The 13,252-nt window shown below is 53.2% G+C and carries 12 protein-coding genes; 4 read left to right on the forward strand and 8 right to left on the reverse strand.

Features of this window, described 5'->3' with window-relative positions; translation table 11 throughout:
- Position 1: 1 nt before the first annotated feature.
- The 7 genes from Q3Y66_RS15140 to puuE form a co-directional block, all read right to left on the reverse strand.
- Positions 2-1,150: an ABC transporter ATP-binding protein gene (locus Q3Y66_RS15140; protein WP_238528406.1), complete on the reverse strand. Its 1,149-nt coding sequence runs from the start codon at positions 1,148-1,150 to the stop codon at positions 2-4.
- Positions 1,143-1,811, reverse strand: a complete 669-nt coding sequence (modB, locus tag Q3Y66_RS15145; RefSeq protein WP_008956011.1) for a molybdate ABC transporter permease subunit — start codon at positions 1,809-1,811, stop codon at positions 1,143-1,145. Before modB ends, Q3Y66_RS15140 begins: the two co-directional genes overlap by 8 nt.
- Before the next feature lie 13 nt (positions 1,812-1,824).
- Positions 1,825-2,616 carry a molybdate ABC transporter substrate-binding protein gene (gene modA / locus Q3Y66_RS15150; protein ID WP_008956010.1) on the reverse strand — a complete coding sequence of 264 codons (792 nt, stop codon included), beginning with the start codon at positions 2,614-2,616 and terminating at the stop codon, positions 1,825-1,827.
- Positions 2,594-4,078, reverse strand: coding sequence for a pyruvate kinase (pyk, locus tag Q3Y66_RS15155; RefSeq protein ID WP_008956009.1), 1,485 nt, complete (start codon positions 4,076-4,078; stop codon positions 2,594-2,596). The genes modA and pyk overlap by 23 nt, the downstream gene beginning before the upstream one ends.
- Positions 4,079-4,183: 105 nt before the next feature.
- On the reverse strand, positions 4,184-4,672 hold the full coding sequence (locus tag Q3Y66_RS15160; RefSeq protein WP_008956008.1) for an ureidoglycolate lyase: 489 nt from the start codon (positions 4,670-4,672) through the stop codon (positions 4,184-4,186).
- A gap of 9 nt (positions 4,673-4,681) precedes the next feature.
- A complete protein-coding gene (locus Q3Y66_RS15165; RefSeq protein ID WP_008956007.1) occupies positions 4,682-5,515 on the reverse strand; it encodes a bifunctional allantoicase/(S)-ureidoglycine aminohydrolase in 834 nt (277 codons plus the stop codon).
- An 11-nt stretch (positions 5,516-5,526) separates the two neighbouring features.
- Complete coding sequence (puuE, locus tag Q3Y66_RS15170) at positions 5,527-6,465, reverse strand: allantoinase PuuE (RefSeq protein WP_008956006.1); 939 nt, start codon at positions 6,463-6,465, stop codon at positions 5,527-5,529.
- A gap of 319 nt (positions 6,466-6,784) precedes the next feature.
- On the opposite strand from puuE, the gene Q3Y66_RS15175 reads away from it, so the two are divergent.
- From Q3Y66_RS15175 to Q3Y66_RS15190, 4 genes are all read left to right on the forward strand, one after another.
- Positions 6,785-7,540 carry an aspartate/glutamate racemase family protein gene (locus Q3Y66_RS15175; protein ID WP_008956005.1) on the forward strand — a complete coding sequence of 252 codons (756 nt, stop codon included), beginning with the start codon at positions 6,785-6,787 and terminating at the stop codon, positions 7,538-7,540.
- 180 nt (positions 7,541-7,720) lie between these two features.
- The gene (locus tag Q3Y66_RS15180) at positions 7,721-9,079 is read left to right on the forward strand and encodes an NCS1 family transporter (protein ID WP_008956004.1); all 1,359 of its coding nucleotides are present in this window, start codon (positions 7,721-7,723) and stop codon (positions 9,077-9,079) included.
- A 29-nt stretch (positions 9,080-9,108) separates the two neighbouring features.
- Positions 9,109-10,578, forward strand: coding sequence for an NCS1 family nucleobase:cation symporter-1 (locus tag Q3Y66_RS15185; RefSeq protein WP_008956003.1), 1,470 nt, complete (start codon positions 9,109-9,111; stop codon positions 10,576-10,578).
- A 563-nt stretch (positions 10,579-11,141) separates the two neighbouring features.
- A complete protein-coding gene (locus Q3Y66_RS15190) occupies positions 11,142-11,720 on the forward strand; it encodes a hypothetical protein (RefSeq protein WP_008956001.1) in 579 nt (192 codons plus the stop codon).
- Positions 11,721-12,998: 1,278 nt separating this feature from the next.
- On the opposite strand, the gene Q3Y66_RS15195 is transcribed toward Q3Y66_RS15190, so the two are convergent.
- Positions 12,999-13,220, reverse strand: a complete 222-nt coding sequence (locus tag Q3Y66_RS15195) for a hypothetical protein (RefSeq protein WP_008955999.1) — start codon at positions 13,218-13,220, stop codon at positions 12,999-13,001.
- Between the last annotated feature and the right edge of the window lie 32 nt (positions 13,221-13,252).

Genomic DNA, 13,252 nt, shown 5'->3' on the forward strand with positions numbered 1-13,252 from the left:
CTTACTTCCTTTTATCATGCGCATCTGCGCGAACTCGGTGGCCTGGCAACAGGTGTATTCCTGCCGCCAGCAGTGAAACATTCACTACTGCCCCGCGGGTTAACTGATTGCGACGTGCAGCATGAGTGGCGATGTCGAAACGTAACATATCACCGTGGCCAACGCTTAAGGAAACTGACGTAATGCCGCCCAACACCACTACCTCACTGACCGTGGCAGCCAGCGGGTTTTCCCGCTCGCCTTGCGAAGGCCGATCACGACGGTGAAGCACAATATCGGAGGGCGGCAAATACCAAGTCACGGTCTCTCCCAGTGGCAGGTTGGCGAGTTCTTCAGCAACTTCCAGGTAAGTTTCCCCCCACTGCAGGCGGCGCTGCCCTTCTAACTCTACAACAGTGCCTTCAAACAGATTATGGCGGTCCAGCAAGCGTGCCACTAACGGCGAGGCTGGGCGACTGAACAGTGCCTCGGGCGAATCCTGCTGAAGGCTTACACCGTTATGCAACACGCAGATTTGATCAGCCAGTGCAGTGGCTTCCTCCAGGTCATGCGTCACCAGCACGATGGGAATCTCGATTTGCTGGCGGAGCAGTGCCAGTTCGCGCTGCAAACGCCGACGGGTCACTTGATCCACCGCTGAAAACGGTTCATCGAGCAACAGCACTTTCGGATCGCGGGCCAAGGCGCGGGCTAGCGCGACACGCTGGCGTTGCCCACCGGAAAGCGCGTTGGAGTAGCGCTTGCCCAGCCCGTCTAAACGCACCTTGGCCAGCCACTGTTCCGCTTGTTCTCGGCGCTGAGGTTGAGGCAGATGACGCAGCGGCAGTTGAATATTTTCTAACGCGGTTAAGTGGGGAAACAGCGCATAGTCCTGAAACACCATGCCGACTTGCCGACGCTGGGGCGGAAGTGAATGCTTACGTTCAGCATCAAACCAAACGTCGCCAGCGCATTCCACACGCCCATTTTGAGGGCGATAAAGCCCGGCAATAGTCCGCAGCAGCGTGGTTTTCCCGCTGCCCGACGGCCCTACCAGCGCCAGCAGTTCGCCGGGTTGGCAGATAAACTCGGCGGCCAGCGGAATCGGCCCCGTTTGGTGGACCGCCACGCCTAGTCCTTCGATCGGCCCGGTGATGCGCGAATTAGCCACGTACCCACCGCCTGCGCCCGGCCAGTCCATAGACAAGCCCCAAGGTAATAAACGACACCAACAGCAACAGCGCCGACATCTGTGCCGCGCCCTGTTCGTCAAAGGCTTGAACGCGATCATAGATGGCAATGGCAAGGGTGCGGGTTTCGCCATCAATAGCGCCCCCCACCATCAAGATGACGCCGAATTCGCCCAGCGTATGGGCAAAGGTGAGCGCTGCCGCTGACATAATGCCTGGCCACACCAAGGGCAGTTCGATACGCAGCAGCGTTTGCCAGGGGCTCAAGCCGCTGCACCAGGCCGCTTCTCGTAGGTTGTGGGGCACATGTTCAAAGGCGCGCTGAATGGGCTGCACGGCAAACGGCAGATTGGCGATCAGGGAGGCCAGTAATATGCCTGTGAAGGTAAAATTCAGCCCGCTGCCGGTCATTTCTGCCCAAAACGAACCCACCGGCGCATCGCGGCCAAAGCTCAACAGCAGATAAAAGCCCAGTACGGTAGGCGGCAGTACTAGCGGGAGGGCAATCAGCGCTTCGCATAGACCTTTGCCCCGGAAACGCGCGTAGGCCAGGGCGCGGCCTAGCCAAATAGCGATGGGGATAAGTAGTAAGCAGGTAAAGCCTGCAAGGCGTAGCGAGACCGAGAGTGCCGACCAATCCATTAAGAGCCATCCATTATTCGACGCTAAACCCGTAGCGGCGCAAGATGGATTGCCCTTCGTCTTGCTGTAACCAGTGATAAAAATCACTGGCCACTTCTCCCGCCCGATTAGTCAACACCATGCGTTGTCGAAGCGGGCTATGCCAGCCCTCAGGTATAAGTACGTACTCACTTCGTTCACTAAGCGCAGGCGCTAAGGCCAAGGAATAAGCCACCAGACCACCGCGCGCATCATCGGAAAGCGCAAACTGCGCCGCTTGTGAGACATTTTCGCCCAGCACTCGCAGCGGCTCTGTTGGCTCCCAAAGCCCGGCGTGCTCAAGCGTCTGCTTCGCCGCCACGCCATAAGGCGCGTGCTCAGGATTCGCCAGGGCGATACGTTCCGTAGTTCCTTGTGCTTTCAGCGCGGCCTCTACCCCAGTAAGCGGCTCATCAGCACTGGGCAAATCACCGCGCCCTGCGCGCTTCAGCCACACTAACCGACCAATGGCGTAAATAACGCCCTCGTCTTTGGTGTGGCCCTCATTATAAAGCGCCTGAACATAGCGCTCATCAGCAGAAAGATACAGCTCGAAAGGTGCGCCCTGGGCGATTTGGCGACGGAAGTTGCCCGACGAACCAAAGTTCAACCGCAGCGCGTGGCCGGTTTCTTGTTGAAACTGCTCCGCGGCCTCCGTCAGCGCAAACTGCAGATCAGAGGCCGCCGCCACAATAGGAGGTTCCCCTGCTTTCACGGGGGAAGCTGTTAATAACAAGCAGACCAGCAGCAGCCCGCGAGCTACATTAGCTGTTGCTAGGCTCAGCATGCTGATCGGTAATCTCCATCACCTTCATGGTATTGGTACCGCCATGAGCGTTCATATGGTCGCCGCGGGTAAGGATCACGTGATCCCCTGCCTTGGAGATACCGGTCTTCACCAGCAGTTCCAGCGCACGGTCGTTTAGCTCGGTGGGTGTCATATCAGAGGTATCGAACGGCAGCGAAACGACCCCACGGTAGAGTGCCATGCGGCGCTGAGCGATAGGGTTATGCGCCAAGCCCACAATCGGTAGGCCGGAACGAATGCGCGACGCGATCAATGGCGTATAGCCCGACGATGTCATGCAGGCAATCGCGGTAATGCCAGTCATATGGTTCGCAGCATACATAGCGGAAAGCGCGATGGTTTCATCTGGGCGAGTAAAGCCTTCATGAATACGGTGACCAGACTCCTGGGCAGATTTTTCACGCTCAGCGCCCAGGCAAACACGCGACATTGCTTCTACCGTTTCCAACGGATAGTCACCCGCGGCGGTTTCCGCTGAGAGCATGACCGCATCGCTGCCATCCAATACCGCGTTGGCCACATCAAACACTTCGGCACGAGTGGGTAGCGGCGCCGAAATCATGCTTTCCATCATCTGCGTTGCGGTAATCACAGCACGGTTAAGAGAACGCGCCCGCTTGATCATACGTTTCTGAACGCCAACCAACTTGGCATCGCCAATTTCTACGCCTAAATCACCGCGTGCCACCATGACCGCTTCGGAAGCTTCGATAATGCCGTCCAGGGTGGCGTCATCAGCGACCGCTTCAGCGCGCTCGACCTTGGCGACCAGGCCAATGTCCTTACCCGCTTCGCCCAGTAAACGGCGTGCTTCCAGCATATCTTCGGCATGACGAGGGAAGGAAATCGCGAGATAGTCGACGCCAATATCAACAGCGGTTTTGAGGTCTTCTTTGTCTTTCTCGGTCAACGCCGGGGCGGAGAGGCCGCCGCCCTGCTTGTTGATGCCTTTATGGTTGGAGAGCTTGCCACCCACAACCACGGTGGTATGTACCTGTTGCCCTTCAACGCGAGCCACATCCAGCACCAAACGTCCGTCATCTAGCAGCAGACGATCACCAGCAGCCACATCTTGTGACAAGGTTTTGTAGTCACAACCCACTTGGTGGATATCACCGGCATCGCCGTCGAGTTCCATATCGAGAATAAACGGCTGGCCTTCTTTAAGCACTACGGAGCCATCTCTAAACCGCGCAATGCGGATCTTGGGGCCTTGGAGGTCGCCTAGAGCCGCTACGCTGCGGCCCAGTTTGGCAGCAATTTCACGTACCTCGGTTAACCGGCGGCGGTGATCATCGGCGGTACCGTGAGAGAAATTAAGACGCACCACATCAACACCCGCCTTGAGCATGGCCTCCAATACGCCTTCACGGTCGCTGGCAGGCCCAAGGGTGGCGACAATTTTGGTACGACGGATCGTAGAGAAGTGCAGTGCGTTCATAATATTCCAACCATGCTAATGAGCGTGTAGTGACTTTGTTTAATAACACTAGCTTATCAGTTTAACGCGTTCTATATGACAGCCCTGCAACACGAAATGTACGTATTATTCCAACGTAACGGTAATTGCCAGGGGAAACTCATCGCAGTTATTGCCATCGCCGCCCCGATCCACCACCAAGAACTCGCCCTCACGTTCTAGCACTGACTGAATGGCGTGCCAAGTGCCTGCGCGGTAATTCACGCCTTGTCGGCCATCGGTCACATAAGCACGCACTTCGTCAGGATTGATATGTTCACCGGGCGGCGCCACTACAACGATAAAGCGCTCCTCATGCAGCGGCATAAACGCCTGACTGCCCTGGGGATGGCGCTCTAAAAACGTGAGCTCCAACGGCAGTGTAATCGGCTGGCTCACGAAGATATTAATCAGCGTGTGAGCGTTTTCGCCCAGGGTTTCCACCTTGGCCAGATCGTGATGGCGCTGGGTGCGCCCGGCATTAATGGGAAACGAGGCGGAGGTGCGCGCATCCATCACATCGCCAAAAGGGGCAAAGGCCTCGGCCGTCAGCGGCTCGGCGTTCAGTGTCAACATTACAGCTCCTTAGCGTGACGACAATTTGAGAGAAGCGTGGCGGTTAACATCTTTATACAACAAATAACGGAACGGCCCTGGGCCAGCGGCGTAGCAGGCCTGGGGACAGAAAGCGCGTAGCCACATAAAATCGCCCGCCTCTACTTCTACCCAGTTTTGATTCAAGTGATAAACGGCTTTGCCTTCCAGCACGTAAAGCCCGTGTTCCATGACATGGGTTTCATCAAAGGGAATCACGCCGCCGGGCTGGAACGTCACGATATTGACGTGCATATCGTGGCGGACGTCCGCCGGGTCGACAAAACGCGTGGTAGCCCAGCGCCCTTCGGTGCCCGGCATCTCGATAGGCGCAATATCCTGCTCGTTGGTCACAAACGCTTGTGGCACCTCGAGCCCTTCCACAAATTCATACGCCTTGCGTACCCAGTGGAAACGCACCGGCACGTTAGATTCGTTTCGCACCTGCCAGTTACTACCAGAAGGAATAAACGCATAGCCGCCGGGCTGCATAACGTGGCGCTCGCCTGACAAAGTAAGCGTTAACTCACCTTCCACAATAAACAGCACGCCTTCCGCCTGGGGGTCTGGCTCAGGCTTATCACTACCGCCCTGGGGCTGGACTTCCATAATGTACTGGGAGAACGTTTCAGCAAACCCTGACAGCGGCCGCGCCAGCACCCACAGCCGAGTGCTTTCCCAAAACGGTAGGTTGCTGGTGACGATATCGCGCATCACGCCTTTAGGAATCAGCGCATAGGCTTCAGTAAATACAGCACGGTCAGCGGTTATTTGGGTTTGCGGCGGGTGCCCGCCGGCGGGGGCGTAGTAAGTAGGTTGTTTCATTATTTTGCCTTTCAACGGGTTGGCGCCGGGTGGTGCTCTGCCCAGTGAAGGGCGATATCGACCCGGCGGGCCACCCAAACGCGGTCGTGGGTTTCGATGTAATCCAAAAAGCGCTGCAGCGCGCGAAAACGCCCCGGGCGCCCCAACAAGCGGCAGTGCATACCTATTGAGAGCATTTTGGGCGCCTCCTCCCCTTCTGCGTAAAGCACATCGAAGGCATCGCGCAGGTAGGTAAAGAAGTGATCCGCGGTGTTAAAACCTTGCGGGGCAGCAAAGCGCATATCGTTGCTGTCCAACGTGTAGGGCACAATCAGGTGGTTGTGGTCACTGCCCTGACTATCGGTCACCTGCGTCCAAAAAGGCAAGTCGTCGCCGTAGTAGTCGCTATCGTAAAGGAAACCGCCTTCGTCTAGCACCAGCCGCCGGGTATTGGGGCTATCGCGGCCGGTGTACCAGCCTTGGGGCTTTTCGCCGTAGAGGCGCTGAAAAATCTCCATGGCCTGCTGCAGATGCTCCCGCTCCACGTGTTCGGGCACTTCCTGATAATGAATCCAGCGATAGCCGTGGCAGGCAATCTCATGGCCTAGCTCTTTAAAGGCCATAGCCACCTCTGGATTGCGCTCCAGCGCCATAGCCACGCCAAACACCGTGAGCGGTAGATCGCGTTTTTCAAACTCGCGCAAAATGCGCCACACCCCGGCGCGGGAGCCATATTCGTAAATAGACTCCATACTCAAGTGGCGATCTGGATAAGCCGGTGCACCGATGATTTCCGACAGAAACTGCTCCGAGCCGGTATCGCCATGCAGCACGCTATTTTCGCCGCCTTCTTCGTAATTAAGCACGAACTGGACGGCAATTTTGGCTTTATTGGGCCAATTGGCGTGAGGCGGGTTGCGTCCGTAACCGATCAAATCACGGGGGTAATGCACCATGGATGAGGACGACATCGTTATCTCCTTCGGTCATATTTCTGACCAACACTGGTTAGCTTCTATTCGATGAGCAATGCCAGTGCGGCAACTAATTATTTGTATACAAAATAGCGGCATTAATAGCGTACCGCAACGCAGCTTGCCGCTAATCCTCTGACACTAATAGCGTTTCTCAGTTTAAACGTCGTTAAACCTTTGAATCCTGAACAATTGGTCAAACTTTTAGCCTATCACTTTCGTCGTGTATTCGCGGCTAGACCCTTGCGTCTCGCTAGAAACCGCCCTATTTTTGTATACAAGAAAAGTTATATTGTTTACATGCGGATTATTTAACGTGCATATACGAATTATTAACCCTAACACCACGGCCTCGATGACCGCTGCTATTCATCAGGCAGCACAGCAGCATGCAGGCCCTGGCATCTCGGTGAGCGCTTCGCAGCCTGACGCAGGGCCGGTTTCAATCGAGAGCCATTTTGACGAAGTGGTCAGTGCGGTAGGGGTGGCCGAAGAAGTCCTCAAGGGCGAGCGCGAAGGCGGCATTGATGCCTATATAGTGGCCTGTTTTGGCGACCCTGGCTTGCTTGCCGCACGAGAACTGACCCGTGCGCCGGTGATTGGGATTGCCGAAGCAGCATTTCATCTGGCCACGCTGGTAAGCACTCGCTTTTCCATCGTCACCACCCTGGGACGCACCGGCATTATCGCCGAGCATCTGCTTCAGCAGTATGGCTTTAGCCACCACTGCCGTCGTATACGTGCCGCTGAAATCCCCGTGTTGGATCTTGAGCATCACCCTGACGCGGCGTTTACGCGCATTGTTGAAGAGTGCTGCCGCGCGAGGGATGAAGATGGCATTGGCGCCATCGTTTTAGGCTGCGGCGGTATGGCCAACTTGACCCAACAGATTAGTCACGAAGTGGGCCTACCGGTAGTAGAAGGTGTTACCGCCGCGCTGAAACTGGCGGAATCGCTGGTCAGTTTAGGACTGCATACCAGTAAGCATGGTGATCTTGCCTACCCACGGCCAAAGACCTTCACCGGTAAGTTTTCTGAACTTTCCAATCTGCATTTACCGCATAAGTCATAACAGCTGAAAAAAACATAACAACGACTACAAAACATCCAATAACAATAGCTTAAACAGAATTTCGAAAACTATATTTAAAAAAACCAGTACGTCCATTAGCACGCCACGCCGCAAGCGTTGCCTGGGTAATCAAATTACCCAAGCTGCCAATAAAACCGATAATCTTGCGAGGACGACATCATGAGCGCTTCACCCTCGGCTCTTGCGTCAGAAGAACGATCCGATGCTGGATCAAAAGCACTCGGGGCAGAAAGCCTGGCCCCTCAACAGACCCGGATTATGGGGCGAGGCTCCTACTTTCTGGCTTGGTTCGGCGGCTGCGTTTCCATCGGCACCTTTGCCATGGGCTCCAGCGTGGTCGGCACCCTGAACCTGTTACAAGCCACCCTGGCCATTGCCATCGGCTGCTTCGTGATCGGTATAGCACTCGCCATTAACGGGGCTGCGGGCTACAAGTATGGCATTCCGTTTATGGTGCAGGCGCGCAGCGCGTTTGGCTTTACCGGCACGCGTTTACCGGGCCTAGTGCGCGCGGTACCGGCGGTAGTGTGGTACGGCTTTCAAAGCTGGATTGGGGCCGGGGCGCTCAATATGGTCTCGGCTACCCTGTTCGGTTTCGACAACCTTATCTTCTACTTCATTACCTTCCAGTTTCTGCAAATTGGCCTGTCGGTGATGGGTTTCCAGGGCATCAAGTGGTTAGAGAATATCGGCAGTGCCTTTATCCTCGCCTCGCTGGTGTATATGTTTTACGCCACGGTGCAACGCTATGGCGATGAGCTTTCCGCCAGCCTGCTGACCATGGAAGGCTCCTGGGGCATGCCGTTCTGGGGCGCGACCATGCTGTTCCTGGGCATCTACAGCACCATGATGCTCAACGTCAGCGACTACTCCCGCGAGCATAAGAAGGGCACCGCCCAGAGCCTGCTGACCACCATCTACGCCATGTCGATTCTGCCCTGTACGCTGTTTATGGGCTTGATCGGCTATATGGTCTCCCAGGCTACTGGCACCGCCGATCCTATTCAGGTGTTTGCCAATGCCGTCGACAACACCCCGCTGTTAATGACCACCCTGCTGTTCATCGCCTTTGCCCAGGTCACCACCAACGTCCTTAACAACGTGGTACCGCCGACCTATGTGTTAATGGCCATCTTCAAGATCAAGTTCTCGGTCGCCACGGTGATCGTCGGGCTGCTGGCCTTCGCCACTTTCCCCTGGAAACTGGTTCAACCGGGTTCTGCGGCAGGCCTTCAGCTGTTTGTACAAACTTACTCTGCTTTCCTAGGCCCCATCTTCGCCATTCTGGTGGTCGATTATTATGTGATTCGCCGTCGCACGCTGGATATCGACAAACTGTATGACGTTAACGGACCTTATCAGGGTATTAACTTGGCCGCTTTCATCGCCACGGCGGTGGGTATTGTGGCGGCGCTCTCTTTCTCGGCGATCTCGTGGTACGCCAGCCTGATCCCCGCCGGTGTTACCTACTATCTGTTGATGAAGTACTGGGCTCCCTGCCAGCGCTTTAGTCAGTAACTCCATTTGCCAACCGAAGAGCTAATAAGATGAAAGAGAGTAACGACGTTAGTGACCTGGATATTAAGCACATTGATCCCAAGCTGTATAACGAGGATCTCGCGCCGCTTAAACCCCAGGATCGTAACTGGGGCGCGTTTGAGATATTTAACGTTTGGTCTAACGATATCCAGAGCCTGTTTGGTTATACACTCGCCGCCTCACTGTTTTTAACCTACGGCCTGAACGGCTGGGCGGTAATGGCGGCGATTATTCTGGCGGGGGTGATCGTGATGTTTCTGGTCAACCTCACCGGTAAGCCCAGCGTTAAATACGGCATTCCTTTCCCCGTCATGGTACGCGCCAGCATGGGCGTCCGCGGTGCGAACCTACCCGCGATGCTGCGCGCCATCGTGGGAATTTTCTGGTATGGCGTGCAGACCTACTTCGCCTCCACCGCTGTCACCCTACTCATTACCGCCTTTGTGGGCGCAGGCAGCGGCAGCACCTTCCTGGGGCTTTCCGGCGTGGCCTGGGTGTCGTTTGTGATTGTATGGCTGTTTCAGATCGCAATTTTCTGGCAAGGCATTGAGCGCATTAAGCACTTCCTGAACTGGGCGGGCCCGCTGGTCTACGTGGTCATGTTAGTGCTGATGGTCATTGTCTGGTACCAGGCGGGAAGTGAGCTGATTCCTGCCATTGGCACCATCTTCAGCGGCGGCAGTGAAACCAGCGGAAGCTCAATCGCGGCCTTTATGGCGATTGTGGGCACCATGGTGGCGTACTTCGCAGCGGTGGTGATCAACTTCGGTGACTTCACCCGCTTTGTAAAAACCGAACGCCAGATGAAGCTAGGCAACCTGTTGGGCTTGCCACTCAATGTGGCGTTCTTCTCGTTTATCGCACTGATTATTACCGCCGGTACTTTGGTGCTGTTTGGCGAGGCGCTGACCAACCCCGCTGATATCGTTGAACGGGTCGATTCGCTGCCGCTGACGATTATCGCCGCCCTCACCTTCTTTGCCGCCACGGTAGGTATCAACCTGGTCGCCAACTTCATTCCCCCCGCCTACGACCTTGCCAACCTGTTTCCCAGCAAAATCAGCTTTAAGATGGGCGGCCTGATTACCGCGGTGATTGCGTTTTTTGTCGGCGCGCTATGGCTTTCGGTGATCAGCCAGATTGGCGTTCCCGGCTTTGTAAATGCGCTAGGCGCCATCGTCGCGCCCTTCTACGGCATTATCGTGGTTGATTATTACCTGATTAAGCGTCAGCACTTGAACATGCAGGAGCTATTCTCATCAGCACCCGGCAGCGCCTACTACTACGTAAACGGCTGGAACACTCGTGCGCTTATCGCCTTTGGCGTAGCAGCACTGTTCTCGCTCTCAACCGTGTTAGTACCTGCGCTATCCGCGCTTGGCGGCTACGGCTGGCTGATCGGTGCAGGCTTAGGTGGGCTGTTCTACTACGGTTTGATGCGGCAGTTTAAGGCTGCACCTGCATTTTCTGGGCAGTAAGTAGGTAGGTTGAGACAGCAAAACCGTCACTGACGGCTCAAGCCAACTGCTCGCACAAGCGCCGTCGGCCTTGTACCGATGGCGCTATTAATTTTGCAATACGCCTGCTCCCTTGAACATGGAAAACATTTTTAACCTGCAATGCGCGTTTTTCTGCCATGATTAACAGAGCACATACACATTGTTTTAGCGATCTTCATCCGGAGAAAAATTTAGGAATTACAGAAAATTGCGCATGCGTATTAACAATAACGCTACAAATCTCACGCTTTAGTGCAACCTCTGCAGACTGGACAATTGACGGTGTGCTATGCTGAGTTAATAAATAAAGCACTGCTGAAAATTTTACTCAACGTGTTGATATAGACAGCCCTTTGAGGTGAAAGGAATGGAAAAGCTACGAAAAGTTAAACTTAATCGAAGATCGTCTGGAAATTACCGTTTTGTGAAGGTCAACGGTGAGATGACCAAAGTTAGCGTCAGTGCGGCCGATTCTGCGTTCGAAGCTGCAATGAAAGTGAGGAATGGGAAGCGTAAAAACTTGGATAAGGAGCTTCTGATTCATGGTGTCACAAGCTAACACAAGCTCGCATCCTGATTACAATAACATCTTTGAAAAATTGGTAGTGGAGGCCGGTCCTGATTCCAAAGAGCGATTAATTGGGATGCTCGCGTATGCTGACTACAAAGAAGAAAAGTATCAGTGGAAGGAGCAATATCGGTTAACCCAACAAGTTGACACAATTCCAGCTGACGATGTTAATAAATTTTTATTGGCCTATCATGATGGAAAGTTAGAAAAGTTGCGCAGTGACGCCGAGGAAGTACTGTACGTATTCGCAGAACATTACGCAGAAGAGCGAGCTGAAGAGGCATACAATGAAGCTTTAGGAAGTGAATTGCTATCCCAAGTAAAAGCCCAAAAAGATGGTTGGTGGATATCTGGGGGAAAGGGGGCATTGGGATCATTCTTATTTGCATCTTTTGCAGTGGTTGTTTCCATATTTTTTTCTGTAGCTAGCCCTGATTCCAATTATGCAAAATTAGTACATTTTGTTATTGGAAATAAAGATTTTTTAGTTCTGGAAGAAGACGACTGTAGGCTCAAAAGCTCGGACGTTGACTGTATCAACAGAGAGTAAGGCTCAATGAACATTCTTCGTCCCCTAATCCATTGCGGCTTTTCCTCCTTCCGTAGCCGCGCATTCTGTTGTCGTTATGCAGCTTGAGAAGGGCTGTAAAAACAGCCCCAGAATCTGTAGCTAGTTTTTGCAGCCATTTTTGTTACACGTAATAGCGCTATTGGTGTTAGTCCAATGAGAGGAATTATCGTTGGTATTGACCCCGCAACCAGTGAATCCGCCTTTTTGCCCTTTGTGAACGATGCTTTCTCCGCTTGGTGGAGAATGTTTTACGGCCATGGTCTTATTCCTTATTCTGGTTTAATTTAAATGCCGGTCAATAATAACCAAAACCAATCATTAGCAAAGCAATATATCTAAGTCAATAAATTCGTTCTCTAAACCATTTTTGAGAAGAATTTGCATCACTAAGCCAATCACGGCGACAGATTTTTCGTTGGGCTGCGACTCCGCTACTAAACTGTCGGTGGCGTTGAGGCTGTAGAAAAACCCCGCTGACGTCTAAGTATTGGTAGGATCGAGAAAAAAACGATGACTGGTCAGCATACCGCGCTTCAAGGCTTATAACTACGATCAGAACGCCATGGTGGTTATTAACTACCAAGATTAGCTCCTGCCAAGCACCTTTGAACACACAGTGCACTATATCCAAACGAGCACAAGCTCGACTTGTCCGTTTTGCCATCCTGCTTAAGATCATCTTGTTTGACTACTTCAAAAGCATTATCTCCAGACGCGGGATGTAGAGGCGCTTGAATACCGTTCCACATTTCACACACTGGCAAGCTTCTTCAGCCGCGATGCCAAAGAGATTGAAGCACTGTCGAAAAAATACTGGTGGTGTGCCATGAACAAAGCTTGTTGGCTGGGACATTAAAATAGGGCGACAAGCGGCAGAGGTGGTTCGAAATTGGGTTTTCTACAGATTTTTTATGAGCAAAAGAGAGTAGATGAATGACTAGCATATACAACTATAGGGGCAATGAAGCTGAAGAGGAAAAGGCCTCAGGTGTACCAGGGGTTTTGTTTTTGTGCAGGGATTCGGCAGGAAGCTATTTCTTCAGGCTGTATCACTCGGACACGTCTTTTACGGACTACGATTTGCTCCACGACGATTTGTCAGTGACAATTTCACCAGACGCATTAGCATCATTTTACAAAGTAAACGGACACAATTTTCTCGATCACAGCCCCGAGGTCTTGGGGTTGAAACGAAAATAAATGTCCTTCCTTCTTCTGCTCCTAAGGGCCGGGATCAGCATTAACTCTTTGGCAGCTTTAACCAAAATCGTAGGGCTCCAGCTTCCCGGCTTCACGTTCTGTTTTTGCAATAATAGCTTGCTTCACGAATTCATAAGGCAAATCAGGATTGTCTTCCACCTTTTCACCGATTTTTGCCCAATGCTCGATTTGCTCAGGAGTCGTTCGATTAAGCGTTTTGGCTATAATGGCTGCCTTTTCAATTAGACGCTGATCTAAGCGGATGCTATTAGTGGTCATTTGGATGCCCCTTTAAAATTGTTGAAATGCGC

The sequence above is a fragment of the Halomonas sp. HAL1 genome (assembly GCF_030544485.1).
In the GTDB taxonomy this organism is placed as follows: domain Bacteria; phylum Pseudomonadota; class Gammaproteobacteria; order Pseudomonadales; family Halomonadaceae; genus Vreelandella; species Vreelandella arctica.